This window comes from Coleofasciculus sp. A1-SPW-01, assembly GCF_040217205.1.
In the GTDB taxonomy this organism is placed as follows: Bacteria; Cyanobacteriota; Cyanobacteriia; order Cyanobacteriales; family Coleofasciculaceae; genus Coleofasciculus; species Coleofasciculus chthonoplastes_A.
In genome coordinates, this window is sequence record NZ_JAVJNP010000005.1 from 1 (window position 1) to 19,891 (window position 19,891).

The 19,891-nt window shown below is 45.5% G+C and carries 16 protein-coding genes and 1 tRNA gene; 6 read left to right on the plus strand and 11 right to left on the minus strand.

Annotation, left to right across the window (positions count from 1 at the left end; genetic code table 11):
• Window positions 1-344: 344 nt before the first annotated feature.
• Window positions 345-1,361 (minus strand): type I glyceraldehyde-3-phosphate dehydrogenase, encoded by a 1,017-nt coding sequence (locus RH949_RS00300; RefSeq protein WP_446351572.1) that lies wholly within the window; start codon window positions 1,359-1,361, stop codon window positions 345-347.
• Between the two features lie 563 nt (window positions 1,362-1,924).
• On the opposite strand from RH949_RS00300, the gene murC reads away from it, so the two are divergent.
• The 3 genes from murC (at window position 1,925) to RH949_RS00315 (ending at window position 4,954) form a co-directional block, all read left to right on the plus strand.
• Complete coding sequence (gene murC / locus RH949_RS00305; RefSeq protein WP_446351573.1) at window positions 1,925-3,466, plus strand: UDP-N-acetylmuramate--L-alanine ligase; 1,542 nt, start codon at window positions 1,925-1,927, stop codon at window positions 3,464-3,466.
• Between the two features lie 85 nt (window positions 3,467-3,551).
• A complete protein-coding gene (gene murB, locus RH949_RS00310) occupies window positions 3,552-4,526 on the plus strand; it encodes a UDP-N-acetylmuramate dehydrogenase (RefSeq protein WP_446351574.1) in 975 nt (324 codons plus the stop codon).
• A gap of 83 nt (window positions 4,527-4,609) precedes the next feature.
• On the plus strand, window positions 4,610-4,954 hold the full coding sequence (locus tag RH949_RS00315; protein WP_006099386.1) for a YbaB/EbfC family nucleoid-associated protein: 345 nt from the start codon (window positions 4,610-4,612) through the stop codon (window positions 4,952-4,954).
• Window positions 4,955-5,199: 245 nt separating this feature from the next.
• Here RH949_RS00315 and xseA read toward each other — a convergent pair whose 3' ends face one another.
• The 3 genes from xseA to RH949_RS00330 form a co-directional block, all read right to left on the minus strand.
• Window positions 5,200-6,432: an exodeoxyribonuclease VII large subunit gene (xseA, locus tag RH949_RS00320; RefSeq protein ID WP_446351575.1), complete on the minus strand. Its 1,233-nt coding sequence runs from the start codon at window positions 6,430-6,432 to the stop codon at window positions 5,200-5,202.
• Window positions 6,433-6,587: 155 nt separating this feature from the next.
• The gene (locus RH949_RS00325) at window positions 6,588-7,328 is read right to left on the minus strand and encodes a hypothetical protein (protein WP_446351576.1); all 741 of its coding nucleotides are present in this window, start codon (window positions 7,326-7,328) and stop codon (window positions 6,588-6,590) included.
• A 139-nt stretch (window positions 7,329-7,467) separates the two neighbouring features.
• Entirely contained in the window at window positions 7,468-8,988 is a 1,521-nt protein-coding gene (locus RH949_RS00330) for an MBOAT family O-acyltransferase (protein WP_446351577.1), read from the minus strand.
• A gap of 380 nt (window positions 8,989-9,368) precedes the next feature.
• On the opposite strand from RH949_RS00330, the gene recA reads away from it, so the two are divergent.
• Entirely contained in the window at window positions 9,369-10,454 is a 1,086-nt protein-coding gene (gene recA, locus RH949_RS00335; protein WP_446351578.1) for a recombinase RecA, read from the plus strand.
• Between the two features lie 174 nt (window positions 10,455-10,628).
• Here the strand turns inward: recA and RH949_RS00340 are convergent, their stop codons facing one another.
• Window positions 10,629-11,381 carry an FHA domain-containing protein gene (locus tag RH949_RS00340; protein WP_446351579.1) on the minus strand — a complete coding sequence of 251 codons (753 nt, stop codon included), beginning with the start codon at window positions 11,379-11,381 and terminating at the stop codon, window positions 10,629-10,631.
• 176 nt (window positions 11,382-11,557) lie between these two features.
• Window positions 11,558-11,857 carry a DUF3493 domain-containing protein gene (locus RH949_RS00345; RefSeq protein WP_006099216.1) on the minus strand — a complete coding sequence of 100 codons (300 nt, stop codon included), beginning with the start codon at window positions 11,855-11,857 and terminating at the stop codon, window positions 11,558-11,560.
• 185 nt (window positions 11,858-12,042) lie between these two features.
• Here RH949_RS00345 and RH949_RS00350 point away from each other — a divergent pair.
• Window positions 12,043-12,114 (plus strand) — tRNA-Thr (locus RH949_RS00350).
• A 262-nt stretch (window positions 12,115-12,376) separates the two neighbouring features.
• Here RH949_RS00350 and stpA read toward each other — a convergent pair.
• Both stpA and RH949_RS00360 read right to left on the minus strand, forming a co-directional pair.
• The gene (gene stpA / locus RH949_RS00355; protein ID WP_446351580.1) at window positions 12,377-13,678 is read right to left on the minus strand and encodes a glucosylglycerol 3-phosphatase; all 1,302 of its coding nucleotides are present in this window, start codon (window positions 13,676-13,678) and stop codon (window positions 12,377-12,379) included.
• A 46-nt stretch (window positions 13,679-13,724) separates the two neighbouring features.
• Window positions 13,725-14,279, minus strand: coding sequence for an NUDIX hydrolase (locus tag RH949_RS00360; RefSeq protein WP_446351581.1), 555 nt, complete (start codon window positions 14,277-14,279; stop codon window positions 13,725-13,727).
• Between the two features lie 31 nt (window positions 14,280-14,310).
• Between RH949_RS00360 and RH949_RS00365 the strand changes: the two genes are divergently transcribed.
• Window positions 14,311-14,487, plus strand: a complete 177-nt coding sequence (locus tag RH949_RS00365) for a glycine zipper family protein (RefSeq protein ID WP_446351582.1) — start codon at window positions 14,311-14,313, stop codon at window positions 14,485-14,487.
• Window positions 14,488-14,976: 489 nt separating this feature from the next.
• Here RH949_RS00365 and RH949_RS00370 read toward each other — a convergent pair whose 3' ends face one another.
• The 3 genes from RH949_RS00370 to RH949_RS00380 form a co-directional block, all read right to left on the minus strand.
• Window positions 14,977-16,290: a homoserine dehydrogenase gene (locus RH949_RS00370; protein WP_446351583.1), complete on the minus strand. Its 1,314-nt coding sequence runs from the start codon at window positions 16,288-16,290 to the stop codon at window positions 14,977-14,979.
• Between the two features lie 127 nt (window positions 16,291-16,417).
• Complete coding sequence (locus RH949_RS00375) at window positions 16,418-17,929, minus strand: ATP-dependent DNA helicase (protein WP_446351584.1); 1,512 nt, start codon at window positions 17,927-17,929, stop codon at window positions 16,418-16,420.
• A gap of 265 nt (window positions 17,930-18,194) precedes the next feature.
• Window positions 18,195-19,535, minus strand: a complete 1,341-nt coding sequence (locus RH949_RS00380; protein ID WP_446351585.1) for an acyl-CoA dehydrogenase family protein — start codon at window positions 19,533-19,535, stop codon at window positions 18,195-18,197.
• Between the last annotated feature and the right edge of the window lie 356 nt (window positions 19,536-19,891).

Genomic DNA, 19,891 nt, shown 5'->3' on the forward strand with positions numbered 1-19,891 from the left:
GGGAGCGGGGGAAGCAATGATACATTTTCCCTGATAATGAATGGTGCAAAGGTATGAAAGGGTTTTATCCTTTTTCTTTGAAGATGAGCCAATGTTCATGCTACTCAAAGCTTTGGTAGCCAAGGGTTTCGGTCTTGTGCAGCAAGCCCTACTTATTGTTGCCAGATCGTAATAAAAAAACACTCAGAGTTCAGACTCTGAGTATTAATAAACAAGCAATGACTCTATTGAAGCTTTGCTGAAGCCAGAATCAGAGGAATCCCATCACTTTTATTTCCCTCCGAATTTTCAGCCAATAAACTCGTTGAGAGGTTGCTGGATCCAAACAGTCAAGTTTTGTTGCTTTAACCTTCCCACTTCGTCGCTATATGCTCAGCCAAATCGACAACTCGCTGAGAATAGCCCCACTCATTGTCATACCAAGCAATGACTTTAACCATATCACCACCCATTACCATCGTTAGACTGGCATCGACAATAGATGAAGCATCATGTCCCTTGTAGTCTGAGGACACCAACGGTAAGTCGTTGTATTCCAAAATGCCCTTAAGCGAGTTTTCTGACTCTTCTTTGAAGACTTTGTTTACCTGCTCAGCAATGGTGCTTTTCTCAACTTGAGCCACCAAATCCACAACCGATACATTCGGGGTAGGTACGCGCATCGCGATCCCATTCAATTTCCCCTGCATATCTGGAATAACTAAAGCCACAGCTTTAGCTGCTCCCGTCGAGGTTGGCACAATATTGATCGCAGCGGCTCTGGCTCGACGGACATCACGGTGACTCGCATCCAGAATCCGCTGATCCCCCGTGTAACTGTGAGTCGTAGTCATGGTTCCTTTAATGATGCCAAAGTGTTCATGTATCACTTTGACCACAGGAGCCAGACAGTTTGTTGTACAACTCGCATTGCTAACAATGTCATGCTTGCTGTGTTCGTAGTCGTGATGATTAACTCCAACAACAAACGTGCCGATGTCACCACCTTTCCCTGGAGCCGTAATCAGCACTTTTTTGGCGCCGGCGGCTATATGCTTAGATGCACCATCCCTGGTAACGAACACCCCGGTTGATTCGATGACTAGGTCAATACCCCAATCACCCCAAGGCAAGTTCAGGGGGTTGCGATCCGATACACACTTTATGGTTTTGCCATTGACGATTAGGGAGTTTTCGTCATAGCCAATGTCGGCTTTGAGCGTCCCTAGCATGGAGTCATATTTAAGCAAATGAGCATTTGTCTTGGGATCAGATGTATCATTGATGCCCACTAACTCCAACTGACTATTTTCTCTAGTCAGTAAACATCTGGCGAAATTACGTCCGATGCGTCCGAACCCGTTGATCGCTACTCTAATCACTGCGTCTTGCCCTCTGTATTCAAGCTCAGTAAATATACTTTTTATGAACCCAATCATATCGCAAAGCCGGACAAATTCTAAATGCCGATTCAGCGACAGATCGGGAAGCGTCGGACAGATAAGTTACTCTAAGTCTTTCCACCCAAGGGTTTTGGTGAATCTGAATTGAGAATAAGAGTTTTTGGATTAGGGGTGTAGGGTGTGGTTAGATGTCAATATGGCTCGCAGCGAGCTCTTTCTCTTCCAGATGCGCCCTAGCACGTCTGGAACAGGCTTTCCCAGGTCGAGTGTCGGAGTTCTAGGGTTCTGCTGAATTTTCCGGAAACCCAAGAATGAAGGCTGTTTAGTATAAAAAACCGTCTGGAGATAGAAAAAGTTACTTCAGTATAAACACGGTGGTCAACTCCACTGGAGCCATAACACAATTTATAGCGAAGTGGGTCTGTTGCCAAGAAAATCTGATAAATCCACTCTTGACTGTATCTTGAAAAATCAATTCTTGATATGATAGCGCGTGTTATTGGCACAGTAGGCTTGTGTGGTGTGGTGTGTAAGGAGTTAAGATGCCTAATATTGTCGATCTTAGTGGCAAGCCATTCCATTTCATCGGAATTGGTGGAATTGGTATGTCAGCGCTGGCTTACGTTCTAGCCAAACGCAACCTCCCTGTATCTGGGTCTGATATTCGTTCGACGCCGATTACTCAGCGGTTGCAAGCTGTCGGCGCTCATCTGTTTAGAGACCAGAAGGCAACCAACTTGGAATTTTTTAGAGAAACGAATGTTCCCATTTATCAGGGCGTATCTGCAACGGCGATTGAACCGGAACCCCCTCGAGAAACAATTGCCGCCCCCTCAAATGTTAACCACTCTGTTAGGGAAGACCCTCTTGCCTCCTGCTTACCCCAAGTAATATGTTCGAGTGCGATTAATCCAATCAATTCTGAGTACAAAGCGGCTGTAGAAGGCGGCTACCCTATTTTTCATCGCTCCGACTTACTGGCAGCGTTGATGCAAGACTACCGCAGCATTGCCGTTGCTGGAACTCACGGCAAAACCACAACCAGCAGTTTAATGGGATACTTGCTGCTGAAAACGGGTCTAGACCCGACTATCGTGGTTGGGGGAGAAGTGGAGGCTTGGCAAGGGAATGCGCGTTTGGGTCAAAGTCCCTTTTTGGTGGCTGAAGCGGATGAATCAGACGGCTCATTAGCCAAGCTCGCTCCGGAAATTGGTGTGATTACCAATATTGAACTGGATCACCCCGACCATTACCAGAATCTGGATCAGGTGATCGAAACCTTCAGGATTTTTGCTGATCGCTGTCAAACCATCGTGGGCTGTATTGATTGCCCGACATTGCGATCGCATTTCACCCCCACCATCAGCTATAGCCTACAACGCACAGCCGGGGCTGACTACAGCGTGGATCGCATTGTTTATCAGGCAGAAGGCATCACGGCGAGAATTTGGGAAGGCGATCAGGTGTTAGGTACGCTGCAACTGAGTCTGTTAGGTCAACACAATCTCAGCAACGCCTTAGCGGTTGTGGCAGTCGGACGACACCTGGGACTAGAGTTTGACGCGATCGCCTCCGCCCTAGCCACCTTTGAAGGTGCCAAGCGTCGCTTTGAGGTTCGGGGTGAGTGCAAAGGGATTACCTTTGTCGATGACTACGCTCACCATCCCAGTGAAATTCAGGCAACCCTAGCGGCGGCTCGCTTACAGGTTGAATTATCACGCCGTATTGTTGCCATTTTTCAGCCCCATCGCTATAGTCGAACCTTGACATTTTTGTCAGACTTTGCTAAATCATTTGGCGATGCTGATCTCGTCGTGGTCACAGACATTTATAGCGCAGGCGAAGCCGGTGTTGGACAAATTACAGGTGAGCAAGTGCGAGCCGCGATCGCGGATCACCATGAGCGGGTCTACTACCAACCAACCTTAGATGAAGTCTCCCAACTCCTCGCCCAAATCCTGCAACCTGGAGATCTGGCTATCTTTCTCGGTGCGGGAAATTTGAATCAGATTATTCCCCAGGTTATAGAGTCCTACCAGACGGCAACACCTGAGAATTCGACTGAATTGAGTCAAACCGTCTAAGGTTGGTTAACCCCAGCCGCACCCGATTGGGTGTGTCCACTTCCACTGGCTAAAATCCATCGGCATTCTTTTGACCTGTATTGATATGACCTTGTCATCCTATTCTCCCGGCGTTGCTAACACGCCCCTGTGTCAGAAAACCTCTGACAAGCCTAAGCTTTACTTGCCTGGAACTGACTGTATCCTCCGTTCTCAGGTGTCTTTAGCGAGTTTGACATCCTTTCGCGTGGGGGGTCCCGCCGAGTGGTATGTGGCACCCCGACGGGTCGAGGATCTGCTCGCCAGTTTTGAATGGGCAGATTTGCAGGGATTACCCATAACCTTGTTAGGGGCGGGTTCTAACCTACTGGTTAGCGATTGTGGGTTGTCCGGCTTAGTCGTCTGCACTCGTCATCTCCGTTCTACCCAGTTTGACCCGGATACGGGTCGAGTCACGGTGGGAGCCGGAGAACCAATCGCCCGTTTAGCATGGCAAGCCGCTAATCACGGTTGGCAAGGGTTGGAATGGGCGGTAGGTATTCCGGGAACGGTGGGGGGCGCTGTGGTGATGAATGCCGGTGCCCATCAAAGTTGTGCGGCGGATCTGTTGGTGAGTGTGGAAACTATTTCACCCAACGGAGTCGTGGAGCGGCTAACGCCTCAAGAGTTGGGATTTCGCTATCGCACTTCCATCCTGCAAGGGGGGACTCGCTTCGTGACTCAGGCAACATTTCAGTTGCAACCGGGCGCTGATCCCAAACAAGTTCGAGCGACAACAACTCACCATTTAAAGCAACGGCGTGATGCTCAACCCTATCACTTACCCAGTTGTGGCAGTGTTTTTCGCAATCCCGAACCCCACGCGGCGGGTTGGCTGATCGAGCAATTGGGTTTGAAAGGCTATCAAATTGGCGGCGCTCAAGTGGCAGAACGTCATGCTAACTTTATCTTGAACTGTGGCGGTGCTAAAGCCAGCGATATCTTCCAACTGATTCGTTATGTGCAGCAGCAAGTCGAGCAGCATTGGTCGCTCTCCTTAGAGCCAGAAGTGAAAATCTTAGGACGGTTTCAGCCTGTCTAAAGATGTCGCATTGACCGAAGCGGTACTAAGATTAAGACTTAGCAACGATAAACCCGTCCAACTTGAGAGACAGTCAATAAGTTATGACCAAAGGACAAGGATTCGGCTTCGGTTTAGGCAAGATGAAAGAACTTGCCGAAGCATTCAAAAAAGCCCAAGAGGTACAACAGGGAGCCAAACAGCTTCAAGAAGAATTGGAGCAAATGGAGATTGAAGGTTCCTCTAGCGATGGTATGGTTAAGGTGTTTATGAGTGGGAATCAGGAACCCCTGCGCGTCGAAATTGCTCCAGACGCGATCGCTCAGGGAGCCGAAACCCTATCAGAAACGGTTACAGCCGCCATGAAAGATGCTTATGATAAATCAACCACGACGATGAGGGAACGTATGGAAGAACTCACCAGTGGGCTAAATCTGCCAGGGATGTAACCTTATCTGTATCTGTAGAACTGGGAATATAAAGTTTCATGTCATTCATCAAAGACAGCACATCCCAGTTCTGCTCTGATGGTCATTGGTCATTGGTCATTGGTCATTGGTCATTGGTCATTGGTCATTGGTCATTGGTCAGAGTTCAACAACCTTTAACCTTTATTTTCTCCAGGTAGTTGAAACTATTGCCTATTGCCTATTCCCTATTCCCTCTCCCCACCACAAGACTTAGTCAGCAGCCCCTAATCAATGATTTCTGTGACTTGAACATTGATTTGCCCTTCTGCTAATTGAATCTGTAATTCTTCTCCAGGAACGAGACTCGTCGCGTTGCGAGCAATTTTTCCTTGTTCCGTCCGTACCACCGCATATCCTCGTTTTAAAACATTGGTCGGGTCAAGGGTGGCTAACTTTTGCCCCAGAAATTGGCAATGTTGAGTGGCTTGACTTATACGCCAAGATGTGCTGTGAATTAATCGCTGTCGCTGCTGCGCGATCGCATGGTGTTCCTGCTGTAGCTGTCGTTCAAGGGGTAAGCGTTGGAGACGGTTTCTGAGTTGGTGTAATTGGTTGCGGGAGGTATCCAAATGCTGAGTTACTGCCTCATGTAACGCCTCCTGACGTTGCTGATGTTCAGTGATCAGGGTTGCCAACTCTGGCACGGCTCGTTCGGCAGCGGCTGTAGGTGTATGAGCGCAAAAATCAGCCACTAAATCGGCTAAGGATTCATCCCGTTGATGACCAATCCCGGTTAATACTGGAATTGAACAGTTCGCGATCGCTCTCACCACTCGCTCATCATCAAAACCCACCAAATCCTCCGATGCGCCACCCCCTCGCGACAGAATCACCAACTCAGCCCTCCCATCTCGCTCAACTCGCTCAATCGCTGTCACGATGGATTCCGGTGCTAAATCCCCTTGCACTTGTGCCGGAGAAAACAACACCGATAATCCTGGATACCGTTGTCGCAGGGTGCGGCGAATATCTCCCCAAGCGGCGGCTTGCGGTGAAGTAACGACGGCGATCGTTTGCGGATGTGTGGGTAAGGGGCGTTTATGTTGAGCATCAAATAATCCTTCCGCCGCCAATCGCTGGCGCAGTTGATTGTAGCGCAGTGCCTGTAACCCTTCTCCTCCGGGCAATGCCTGCCAAACCATAAGCTGATATTGTCCCCGTTGCGGATAAATCCGGATACTGCCTAAAGCAATCAACTGTTCTCCAGATTGAGGAAGTTGCACCAGCTTACTTAGCACAGAGTTCCACACCACGCATTGAATGGATGCCTTGCCCTCTAAATCTTGCAGGGTAAAAAACATACCACTCCGATGACGGTTGGCACTAGAGACTTCTCCAATCACCCAAACCTTCTGGAGTTGGGTATCCTGTTCTAACAAATCTTGGATGTAGTCTGTTAACTCTGCAACTGAAAGGGTTGTCTCTGGAAGCAATGAATTGGATTGTGAGGAAGTCATTCCGCTAAAAATAAAAATGTTAGCATTAGCAATAGATTGACCTATGACATGATAACATTTTAAATTTTTACAGGATATGATGTTTTATTTTCATCGCTTATATTTGCTAAATTTTACATTATTTTTTCTCTTCAAGTCATGTCTCAAGATTTATTTCATAAAACTTGCTCCTTTAAAAAATGAGTATAGGCTTTGGCGCTAGAGTCATCCAAATGAATTCCGTCTGTCGTTTTTAAATTCAACGATATTGGCTCAGGTATCCAATCAAATTGATCGGGATATAAAATATTTTTCAGCAAATTCCGCGTTTGCTGTTGGCTGATAGTTTGCTGAATTTCTTTGTCTTGAGGCATATCGACTAAAAAAATTTTCACTCCTTGATTTTGCAAGACTTGAATCTGATGTTTAATATACTTGGCTTCTTTCGTTAATTTTTCCTTTATTTCTTCTGATAAAGAAGAATTCTTTTTTTGAATTATTTGTTCAAATATTTTTTCTCTAATCTCTGGATTCAAAACTTCAGTATCTTTATCTTCATTTCCTCCATTTTTTAATCTTTTCAAATAACTAACTAGGGTACTAATTGGTTTATATTCTTCTCTAAATGCAGGAAAATATAGTCTCAAAAAATATTGAAAATTGTTATATAATTCGGAAATAAATTCTTGGTCTATACCTCTTTGGATAGTTTCATTTATTTCAACTATTAATAGTTCTGGTTTTTGGGGATTTCTTTTCAATATCTCCAATCCTGTTTGACTGGATTGACCAATCATGCTCAAATTCATTGATTTATTATTAATCTCTTCCGGGTTAAGCCTTGCCATCATTGAGCTTCCTATCAGACAAATTTCTATATCTGATTTATTATAGATATAATGTTGAGCTCTAATCATATTATCTTGCCTCTGAGTGATTCCTGGACTAGGTGGGATAACGCCCCCTATAACTAGGGTGGAGTAAAAAGTCAGTACAAAGAGACAGATCAGTATTGAGCGAAAAATCTGTTTATATAACACCCGTTTATTTGGTGACTTAGAACTGGAAGTAGATAAACGCATTGGAATTCCCACTGTTAATTAATATACCGAATAGCATCAGACCAAGTGCTACATCTTGCCATATTTTACCAAAAAATATTTTTGGAGTAAACTTGTTATATTTATTTTGGAAAGTTGGAAAATGAGGAATATGATAAAGAACAACTGGCAAAGAAAATATTAGAACTGGAATAATATGGCTCCAGCCCGGTTCCCCCTCAATATTGCGAAATATTGTTATCAGTAAATCTAAAGCTTCTTCAAATCGAGGAAACTTGAATAACATCCAACCTAGAGACACGAAAGAAAATACACTTATTACTCCAATTGAATCTAATATAAACTTTTGTCCAATAGAAATAGATTCATTGTCATATTTAAATTTTTGATTTAGATTAAAGAATCTTTCTAAGGCTAATCCAATTCCATGATAAATACCCCACACTGCATAACTCCAAGCGGCTCCATGCCATAATCCCCCTAGAGTCATGACTATTAACAGATTTAAATACGTTCTATATTTCCCTTTTCTATTCCCACCCAGTGGTATATATAAGTAAGACTTTAGCCAAGTTGAAAGTGATATATGCCAGCGTGTCCAAAACTCAGAAAGTGAACGAGAAATGTAAGGAAATTTAAAATTTTCTGGCAAGGTGTATCCCAAAGATGCAGCTAAACCTATTGCAATCAGAGAGTAGCCTGCAAAATCAGCGAAAATTTGCATAGAGTAGCCAAACAGTAAAACCAAAATGGTCACCGTACCCAATCCTTGATAGTATGGAAAGGTCAACCAAAATGTGTAATCTTTTAAGTTATCTGCTACTACCATTTTGAGGAAATAGCCAATCACCAGTGATCGAAAGACAATATCCCAAGGTATGTCTCTAAAATATTTAGCTTGAATCTGGGGAAAAAAGTCATGCGCTTTTACAATTGGTCCAGCGATAAGCTGTGGAAAGAATGATATAAAAAACGCCGTATTAAACAAGTAATTTTTAATTGAATTGAATTGAGAATTACCCCCTTCTTTTTGGGTTTGTATGGATTGGGTTTCTTCAGGATCATTTTCCTGTTCCCGCAGGACATCGATAACCAGGCTAATTCCTTGAAACGTATAAAATGATATACCTATAGGCAATGGTAAATTTATGATGAAAGTAATGATACTTTCTTCAGGAAAATCTGAAATATTGAATGCCTGAAGAAACAGATTGGTCAGTAATGATCCATACTTAAACAGAGCCAAAATAGATAAGTTTGCTGCTACTCCTAAAAACGCCCAACCTACCCGATTCCTTTTTGATGACCTCGGGGTATTGGAAACCTTGAAGCTGGTAGCAAAATTTATTAAGATTGAAAAGACCAGCAGAAATAACAGTATAGGTAGACTCCAAGCATAAAAAATAAAGCTGGCTACAATAAGGATTAAAACTTGCTGTTTACGTAGTTGGGGAATGTAATACAGAAAAAAGGTGATCAGAAAAAATACTAAAAAAGTGAAGCTATTAAAAAGCATAGAATACTTCTATAGGTAGTTAGAATAATTTAGCTAATCTTCTGTTCAGGAAGTTGTAAGTTACATGAAAATTGTCAAGCAAATGTTACGTAACTTTACTTTGATATGGCTTTTGTGTTTGGTGTTACACATTATTACCTCCGTGTTTAGGTATACCATAAGATATTAGTGATTGAGGAAGCGCAAGTCAACTAGCCCAATCTAGTTGATACAAGAGCTTGAGCGCGTTGATCGCGCTCTGCGGTCAATAGCTATTGTTAACTCACTGAATCATACTATAATAATAGTACAAAAATATTAGTCTAAGACAGGTGTTTGCTCAGCTCAATCCCTGTATAGATTTGCAGTTCATCATTCCAATAACAGTTCTTGAGGCATCCATGGCTACCCAAATTACCAACAGTCCCGAAAAGGAAAAAGCCCTGAACTTGGTACTCAACCAGATTGAGCGTACCTTTGGCAAAGGTTCGATTATGCGTTTGGGAGATGCCACCCGCATGAAGGTGGAAACCATCTCCAGTGGTGCAATTACTCTAGATTTAGCCTTGGGTGGTGGCTTGCCCAGAGGACGGATTATCGAGATTTACGGACCAGAAAGTTCTGGAAAGACAACCCTCGCCTTGCACGCCGTCGCAGAAGTGCAGAAGTCCGGTGGAGTAGCCGCATTTGTCGATGCGGAACATGCCCTCGACCCTACCTACTCATCAGCGTTAGGGGTTGACATTGCGAACCTTTTAGTCTCTCAACCGGATAGTGGTGAATCGGCTCTGGAAATCGTCGATCAGCTAGTGCGATCGGCGGCTGTGGATATTGTTGTGATTGACTCAGTAGCCGCTTTGGTACCTCGTGCAGAAATTGAAGGTGAAATGGGCGATACCCAAGTGGGATTGCAGGCGCGTCTGATGAGTAAGGCGCTACGCAAAATTGCTGGGAATATTGGCAAATCGGGCTGCACGGTCATTTTCCTCAATCAGTTGCGACAAAAAATTGGTATCACCTACGGCTCTCCAGAAGTCACAACTGGCGGTAATGCTCTTAAGTTCTATTGTTCAGTCCGCTTAGATATTCGCCGGATTCAAACGCTTAAGAAAGCCAGCGAAGGAGAATATGGAATTCGCGCTAAGGTCAAGGTAGCCAAAAATAAAGTTGCGCCACCCTTCCGAATTGCTGAGTTTGACATTATCTTTGGACAAGGGATTTCCCGGTTAGGATGTCTGGTTGACTTGGCTGAACAAACAGGAGTGATTAACCGCAAGGGAGCTTGGTATAGCTACAACGGCGATAATATTGCCCAAGGTCGTGACAATAGTGTCAGGTATATTGAAGAGAATCCTGAAATTGCCGCGACTATTGAACAACAAGTGCGCGAACAGCTTGATATGGGAGCTATGGTTTCAGCGAATTCCATCAATCCAGACGAAAACGATGAGCAAGAGGACGAACAAGAAAATTTTGAGGAAGATTAAGCTGAATCCCTCAAAACCTTGATCAAGGGTGCGTTAGCGAAGCGTAACGCACCCTACTGCCGTGACCCAGCTAAAATGAACGTTTCGCTCGTACTCCAATCTTTCCCGTTCCCTATTCCCTGTTTCCCGTTTCCTATCCTCATAACAACATGTATTCAGCAGACCCTACTTAGTTTACGGATTGGGAATTTGCCGACTGAAAAATCGGTCTAAAATTTCTGCGCGTTGATGGGAATTTAATTTAGGTAAGGCAGGTTCTCCAGATAATTCTTCTAACTTTGATAGTTCTTGTAAAAATCGTGATGTCCCTTTGTGATAGTCCCCTTCAGAGCCTTTGGCTTTTGCAGGTAACTCCAAATCTTCATCTGGGGCTTTTCGTTTTGAGGATGAGGAGGCTTCTACAGAAGAAGAGGCTTTGGAGGCTTTCAGTTTCGCGATAATTTCTGGAGAGGCGGGGTTGAGCTTTTGGGTGTCGTTGCAGAGGAAAAAGTAAAATGCCAGGGTGCTGAGTCGAATGCAATCGCCATCCTTAAGCGATATATGCCCGTGGACTGGTTCACCGTTGACATAGGTGCCATTCGTGCTTTTAAAATCGACGAGGTAATATCCTTTGTTTGGCAAATAGTAAATCGCCGCATGATGACGGGATAAGTGGGGATCTGGAATCGATATTGCCAATTGGCGATCGCGACCGATAGTCCAAATTCCCTGAGGCTGAAACAGGGTTTGGGTTTTTCCCTCTACCAGATTGGTCATCAGACAAGGTCGCTGACTTTGAACAATACCCGTGACAAAGCGAACTGTTCGACTCGAGAACGTTTTATGTCCCGTTTTTTCAAGCTGGAGGATTTCATCGAGTAGACCTCGATGATACTCGTAGAGCTTCAGGAAAACCTGGTATAGACCCAATCGTTGTTCGATTTCCATAAAACGAGCCGACAATTCCTAAACAACCTAATACCCATTGATGGGAACTTTAACATTTGGATTGGTCTATTGTTTCGGATGAACTCTACAGCGTTAGAAATTTTACCTGGAGATTAAAAGAGGCAGGTTGGCTGTTGCCTAATTCAGATATCTGTCGAGTTCAAGCCAATCTTAACCTATGGCTTACGCTCTGCCCGTTGTTCTAGACGAAATAGCCAAATCATTAGGGCGACGATGCCAACTTGTAGCGCCAGATTGGGAAATGCTGTCCCCACTTCTCGACCTGCAATTAACTGTGCCAGGAAAACAAGTCCGCCAATAAAGCCAGAGGCAGCAAATGCCACATAGATGAATTTTCTTAGTCCTCGGTAGGGCGCTTTTGCCTCAGCTTTCAGTCGAGCGTATTTTTCCGGACTCATCTGTCGGGATTTGGGTTTTGACTGGGGCTGGCGATTGTTTGGAGTTGAATGGGTCATGAGTTTCGTTGATCATACCTCTTTTAATGGTGACATGACTATCCCCAGCTTGGACAGTGAATTGTGCGAAACCTTGCTGTAATATAAAAAAGGTATCTTTTGAGTGATTGGCTCACAGGGTTCATGCCATAGAAGAAAAAAGATGCAGTTACTTGCGCTAAAGCTTGCTATAGTAGTCAAGTGATGCCGGTGTAGCTCAGTGGTAGAGCATTCGATTCGTAATCGAACGGTCAGCGGTTCAAATCCGCTCATCGGCTTCAACCAGGAGTTAACCAACATCCGATAAAAGGGGGTTACAGCCTTAATCAGCAAGGGGTTGCACTAAACAAACACTGGTTTACGTGCGCTTCCATGGTAGTTATTGGAGTAAAACTGGGGTAAGGTCGTATTCTGGGTCATAGTGTGCCTTTTGGCGAAAAGCGCGATCGCATCTCGTATTGATTGATTAGGCGTTGATAAATAAGGGCGCACGTCTATGCGCCCCTACTGTCTTAATGTTGGGTTGGTGGCGTGCTTATCCTATCGCTGATCACTCGCTTCTCTTTCTCGCGCCGCCTTTTGAAAAAATTGACTGTACTGTTGATGACCTTTGTGAAAGACAAAGTTTAAGGTTAAAGGCTCATCGACATCACGAACATCACCGGGACCTTCGAGTACAACAATTTCATCGCCAGAGGTTTCATGTTGACCAATTTTCACAGGTTTGCGATTTTTGACTTCACCTTGGCTACTATCGATATAGACGATAATATTGCCTGTATTTAACTCCTGACCAATATTTTGAATCAGTTGTAAAAAGTTGCGATCGCTCCCGCCTCGACGAACCGTTACTCGTCCCTGTATATCTTCCACAGAGCTATTTACCGTATCTCCGACGCCAATCATCAGTGGCATATCTTTTGGGTCAAAATTCTCTTTAACTAATGCCAATAATTCCTCTAATGTTTTTGGCGCTTGTCGCACATTAAAGTCTTCCCCCAATGGATAGGAACCCGTCCGTTGAAAATAATAACGATTTAAAATCCCTAACACACCTGCTTCTTTAATCGCTCCTTGCAGCATAAATTGAAAATCAGTGGTTCCAGAATCCTGCCCTTGAGCTGGGCGCAATAGTTCCTGTCCATTTAAATCTCTGCCTAAGTTAGGAGCATAATGAACAAAAAACGAATCGCTTAATCCTCTAATTTTTGCCTCTTGTAACAGTTCTTGCATCAGATTTTGCATATCTTTTTGCAAGTCCATATAAATTTGAGGATATTCGCGTAGTTGGTCGTAAAAGGTATTCAGATTAGCACTAGGGGAAGCCTTATTTTCCAGAACAGAAGCCTGGATATATTCCTCCAAGTTTTCAATTTCTGCGGCTGTACTCCTTTGCTCAAAAAAGCGGCGTAACCGTCGTTTAATTATCTGGGGAACTTCGGCTAAAAATTCTAATTCTGCTTCACTGACACCAGGGTGAGAAACATTCCCTTGGCGGTCTTGCCATTGCACACCGCCACCTGCTAGACCGGGGAGATACAGCCCCTTTGCCTTAACCTCAGCCGGATTACCAAAGGCGCGTTCAATAATACCATTGACTCCTCGTTCTCCAATATGTTCTCCATTGGTCAGGACATAAAAATGACCCTCAAATGCCTGGGTTGCTTTGACATAGTTTCGGTCAATCACTCGCGTTAATGGGTCTTTAACCAGTCCCATACAGACGCCATCTAAATCTTGGATAATTAGGATATTTTCTACATTGATTAAAACATCGGCAAGGACTTCAGTCTTTAAGGATAGAGTATGCTCATGGGGAAGAAGTTGAGGAGAAACACTCATTGATAAATCGCTGATGACAAACAGTTCATATTCTATCGTTCATGGTTCATCCTTCAGCGATAATTCTCTGACTCTGCCACTCTAGCAGCACAGTACGACACTGGAGACAGGTTAACTCTTGCAGGAGGGAGTGAATTCCGGCGGATGTGGTGGGGTAGGTAATGCCGATTCGGTTAGGGTTCACGGCGACTGTGGGGTCAAGTTCAGCAACGAAACCGTAGAGATATTGGTTCGAGAAGGAGCTATTAATTGCCCAGCCTGTAGAATTGAGAGGAGTTAGGGTTGCGATCGCCTCTTCAGAGACTCCTAATTCCCGACTTAAGATTCCAGGAACGGCGGTGATGGGGGTTTGTTCAGAATTGACTCGTCCACCGGGAAAATCCAGCGTCGCTTCTCCGACACCAGGGCGATAGGTTGGTATAGGAAGTAGAAATTTCCCCGCCTGAATCGTGACGATGACAACTGAATCAGCTTTTTCGACTCGCCAATAGTCAAGAATTTGCCCTTGGTCATCTTGTAGGCGTTCACCGATTAGGGTAAGCCATGGGGAACGGATTTCCACGAAACGGTCTAAGGTTTGCCAAGGGCGGGGTTTATTCATAAAACATTAGACTTTGGACAAAAAAATAAATTTGCGTAATTTATTTGCCAAGGCATTTGGGGCAGAAAAATTAGATGTAGGGGCGGGTTTAGAGACAATTGTAGGGGCGTGTTTAGGGACAATTGTAGGGGCGGGTTTAGGGACTAAAGACAATTATCCACCAATAACGGAACAACAAAACCCGCCCTCCTCACCAATAACGGAATAACAAAACCCGCCCTCCTCACCAATAACGGAACAACAAAACCCGCCCTCCCCACCAATAACGGAACAACAAAACCCGCCCTCCTCATCGATAACGGAATAACAAAACCCGCCCTCCTCACCGAAAGACAATCGATTAATCCCAAACTGGACAACCAAACCCACCTTATTCTCAACCGCGATCGCACCAAAAAAATGTCTAAATTGGGGCAGGGCGGGTTTTGTAGAAAGGTGATTGGTGGCTCCATTAATTTTGTCCCTAAACCCGCCCCTACATTGGGAATTGGTTAGGTGAAAGATTGGGGCAGGGCGGGTTTTGTAAAAAGGTGATTGGTGGCTGCATTAATTTTGTCCCTAAACCCGCCCCTACATTGGGTTTTATCTCCCGATATCATATTTTCTGAAACTTCAAACCATTGCACCGCTATCAGAGACAATGTATAGTTACTCCCCCAGCTTCCCCAGCTTTCCCAGTATTTTCACGGCTGATGCACTACAGCACTCTCAAAATACTAGGAATACTATCAACCGCTTCTAACGCCTGAATTTCGGCTAATGCTTTGCGGAAGTTTCCTTCCCGAACATCATGGGTGACAACCACAATTTCAGCTAACTCGTTCTGGAAGCCAATTTGTACGACTGACTCTAAACTCACCCCATGATTACCAAAACTAATACCCAGATGACCAATCACACTCGGTCTATCTTTGGTCATAATTCGGGCATAAAATCGAGTGACTAATTCTGAAATTGGGGCGATGCTGCAATAGTGTTGATGAACACAACTTAATAAAGGATGCAGGTGATGGGTTTCTCCCGCCGTTTTCAACACCGCTGCAATATTCAGAATATCCGATACCACCGCACTCGCCGTGGGACCTGAACCAGCACCGGGACCGAAGAACATCACTTGTCCCAAGGGTTCTCCTTCCACCAGAATCGCATTGTAAACCCCATGAATACTCGCCAGGGGATGGGCTTGAGGAACCAGAGTTGGATGTACTCTAATCTGTAGCATTTCTGATTCGGGTTCACTGGTGGCAACCCTCGCCTCTCGCTTGGCTACCGCCAGGAGTTTAATCACAAACCCTAAGTTCTGGGCGTAGGCGATATCGGCGGCGCTGACTTGGCGAATGCCTTCACAGTGAACGTCTTCTAACTTAATCCGTCCGGCAAAGGCTAAGGAAGCGAGGATGGCAATTTTATCAGCGGCGTCTAAGCCTTCCACATCAGCGGTGGGATCAGCTTCGGCATAGCCTAATTTTTGGGCATCTGCCAGAATATCGGCAAATTCTCCGCCCTCGCTTTCCATGCGGGTGAGAATATAATTGGTTGTCCCGTTGACGATACCGGTAATGCTGTGAATTTGATTGACCCCTAAGGACTGTTTCAGGGGTTGAATCACCGGGATACCGCCACCCACCGCCGCTTCTAAGAGAACATAGACGCCTTTTTCTTCGGCGGCGGTAAAGATTTCTGCCCCATAGCGGGCGATTACAGCTTTATTGGCGGTGACGATATGCTTTCCGTGGGAAATGGCGTTGAGGATTAGCGATCGCGCGGGTTCTAATCCCCCTAGTAATTCCACGATAATATCAATCTCTGGGTCAGTGACAATTGACTCCAAGTCCGTCGTCATCACTTCAGGCGGCACTTTCACTGATCGCGGTTTATCGAGCGATCGCACGCCGACTCGATGAATGTCAATCGTTTGCAGCAGGGGATTTCGACCCGTGGGGTCTTGTAAAATTTTTGCTGTTCCCGTACCAACTGTTCCCAGTCCCAATAAACCAATTTTAAAAGCCACAGCTATTATCCTAAAATTTTAAGCATTACAGAAAAGGGGTCATCGTTTCAAGACATAATCTCAATCCTTGATCGAATTCGGCGCGAAGATCCCAACTCTAACCGTTGAGGGTTAGTGGAGAAGAATGTCATTCAAACCAACCTTCATCCACATAATTAATTTGGGCAAAGGGACTCAACGCCGACAACACTTGAGTGCCGTAACTGCGATGGTTAACCCGATTGTCTAATAAGGCAACAATCCCTTGAGAGTCTCGCACTGGGGCAACTGCCCGTTGTAATTCTCGCAACGCCGCAGGTAATAGATATAAGCGAAACCAGTCTAACCGTCGCTGTTTGTAGTACGCCACTTGACCTGCAACCCAAGGGTATTCTAGGGAGGGTAGGGGTAACGTGGCAATAATTAACAGTTGGGGAGAGGGTAAAAACTGTTGCTGAGAGCGCCAGAATTCCCAACCGCAAACTAGAATACCATTTTCCTCTAGCTGGGTCTTTTCCACCTGGACTCGCGACCCAAATTCAGCGGCTAAAACTGCCCCTAACTGACTTTTCAGAGGGACATCCCCGACTAAGATGACGATCGGTGTTTTCAGCTGATGACTTGCCCCTAAAAGCGTTCGCACTTGTTGAAATAAGGCATTTCGGAAGCGGGGCGTATTCGGCATCGGTAGCCTATCGGGTAAATAAAGCTGAATCAGTTTGCTGTGGCGGTCAGGCGAGAATTTTAAGCAGGTTAACTCTCCTAAACCCAGTTGTTGACGGTAAACCGACGCTGCTGCATCTAAATCTAGCGCCCCGCCAATTAAGACCACCGGTTGTTCTGACCAGATGCGACTGAGGGATGTTGCTACTTCTGTGGGTTCACAATACAGGGAAAATTGACCCTGCGATCGCTGAATCGCTGCCCATGTAAACTGATTGGATGATTGCCAGCATCGCCAAAACTGTTTCCAGGCGGGTGGCAGATAGGCAGACTCCCCACTATTTGCCGATTGTAAGACCTCAAACAACTCCTGGATGACAGCTTGTTCGCCCGATTCTATCAGATAGCAATCATAAGGATTGGCTGGACGCTCAAATAAGCGTTTGGTTAGCCGCACCCGCCGATCCCGAATCCAATCTGACTTTTGCGGATGGGCTAACATCAGGTCATGCCAATGTTGAGGCTGAATCGTACTCTTGAGTTGATCGCGCACCCAGTCGTCTAAATCGTCCGCTTGGTCAATGAGGGTGGGAATACCTTGAGGAAACGCCCTTTTGTCTCCCAAACGGTCTGCCAGCCATGCTTCGGGAGTGGTAATCAGCAGTCCTTGAAAATGCTCATCTGGGAACCTGTCACCAACGTGAATCGCCTTATTTGTACCCATCCATTCTTGCAAGCTGGGAATTTCGACCTGTAGCAGCCAGGTTTGGACTAACACAGGCGCAACAATAATCACGGGTTCCTGCCAGATTAAAGCAGGTGCCAAGTAACTCAGACGATAGGGTTCTTGGGGACTTCCCGTTTGAATTAATGCAGAACGCCCCAAGCGCAAAGCCCGCGCTACCAGCCGCGCCATGGTTAAATGGTGGGGCCAGTTGGGTTGACCTTGCTCTCGCAGAAAGGCACGTAGAGAGGAATGGACTTCGACTTCAATCACGTTAATCTCGTGTCTGAACGTTCCCAGAACTATAGACAGCTATTCTGATCTTGCCTCAACCTGAGGATGAGTCCCTTGGACTGAATTTTGGAACTTATCTAGTTTGACATAAGAATCGAGGATTAGGTCTACCAGTGCGTTAACCCCCCAACCCTTACCATTGGAATAAGATGCAAACGATTAAGGGCGGGTTTTGTAGAAAAGTTATCGGTGTCGATGTAAAGTTAATCCCTAAACCCGCCCCTACATACAGACGCTTCTGTGATCACGTCTGGAACATGACTCCCCCTGCTCCCCCTGCTCCCCCTGCTCCCCCTGCTCCCCCTGCTCCCCCTGCTCCCCCTGCTCCCCCAGCTTCCCCTGCTCCCAGACGCGCCAAGGTTGCTTCCATTACCGCCGTGGTTTGTCCAGAAACAGTAAATACCACAGCTTCGCGATAGACACGTTGGGCGGCGTGGGATTGGATATTTGCCGCGCCACTGGAGACTGTTACCGCCGCATTGGTACACCGCCCTGCTAGGTTAATTGCCCACGCCCTTAGCTGTAGGGATTGGGGACGTTTCTTCCCCATGTAGGGGCGGGTTTCACTATTATCATTTGTTGTCACCCGGATGTTTCTAAACCCGCCCTCATCTCCCCTATCTTCTCTATCTCCCCCATCCTCGGTGTCAGCAGAATTTGCTGATAATGCGGCGATCATTGCGGCTTCACAGTCGCAGACTTCGGCAGTGAGAGCATTAAAAGCGTTTTGAATAAATCCTAATTGCTTGCGTTGATAAGCGGCGGCAATAATATCTAATCCAGCTTTAGCACAACCTAGGGCAAAAAAACCGTGATTTAATACATTTTTTCGATCTGTTTCATGAATCGCCCCGGCTTTTCTGAGGAATAAAACAGACTCGTGAGATAAAAACCAATTCGTTAGACTAGCAGACACCGTATTCGTTGAATTCATCGCCGCTAACACCATCGGTTGACTAAACGCGATCGCACGTCCAACTCCTTGCTCGGTCGAGATAAAGGGTACTATACCATACAGTTCCCGACCATCGGGTAATGTCGCCCCAATCACAAAATCCTCAAACAAGCCAAAACCTGTAACCCAAGGCACATTTCCAGTAATCTGATAGCCCCCATCCACAGGCGTCGCCTTGACGGGAGGATTTCCAGTGCGTCGCAGTTGAGAGAAACCCACCCCGACTAACGCCTCACCTCTCCCCATGCGGGGAAGATACTGCTGCTTTAAGGCTTCATTGTCACTCTTTGCCAAAAATCCACCCGCACTCTGATGCTGAGTTTGCAGAAAAGCCAACGCACCGGAATAGCGAGAGACGTGTTGTTGGAAGTGAGAGAAGGTGACAGGATTAACCTCAGTACCTCCCCAATATTGGGGAACCTTCAGCGCTAGCAAATTGCGATCGCCTAATCCTTGCAGTGCAGTGCGTAATGCTTCCGTATCCTGATCGATTTCTGAAGCGCGAGGGGCGACAACTTCGCACAAGTAAGCATTCGCCACCTCTAAAATAGTGGACGGATTCGCGATTCCCTTCGGGATAGCTTCGCTTCGTGCGTCAGGAACACCCTGGTTCGCTGTAGTTGGTAACATTTGGCAACAAACAATTCAACAATACCTTTCTCAGGGTATCCGACAAGCTTAAGTTCTGAGAACGGCATCACATCAGAGCCAACCGATTATGAAGCTTTCATGAAGAACGACTTGAGACTGATTTGGGCAGAGCCGATTATATTTTTTTATGCTTTTCTGTTTATTTGGGCATCCTTTGAGTAGCTAGAAGTATTAATCGTAAACATTAATTCATTATTTTTATTGCTTCTATACATTTTGGATCATTTCTACGTATCAGAGACAGTTTGTGCTAATTATTGTTAATTTTAAGCTAGACAATATTCTATCTTAATAAAATATTTTTATGAGAATATATCTGTACTTTTAACAAGATA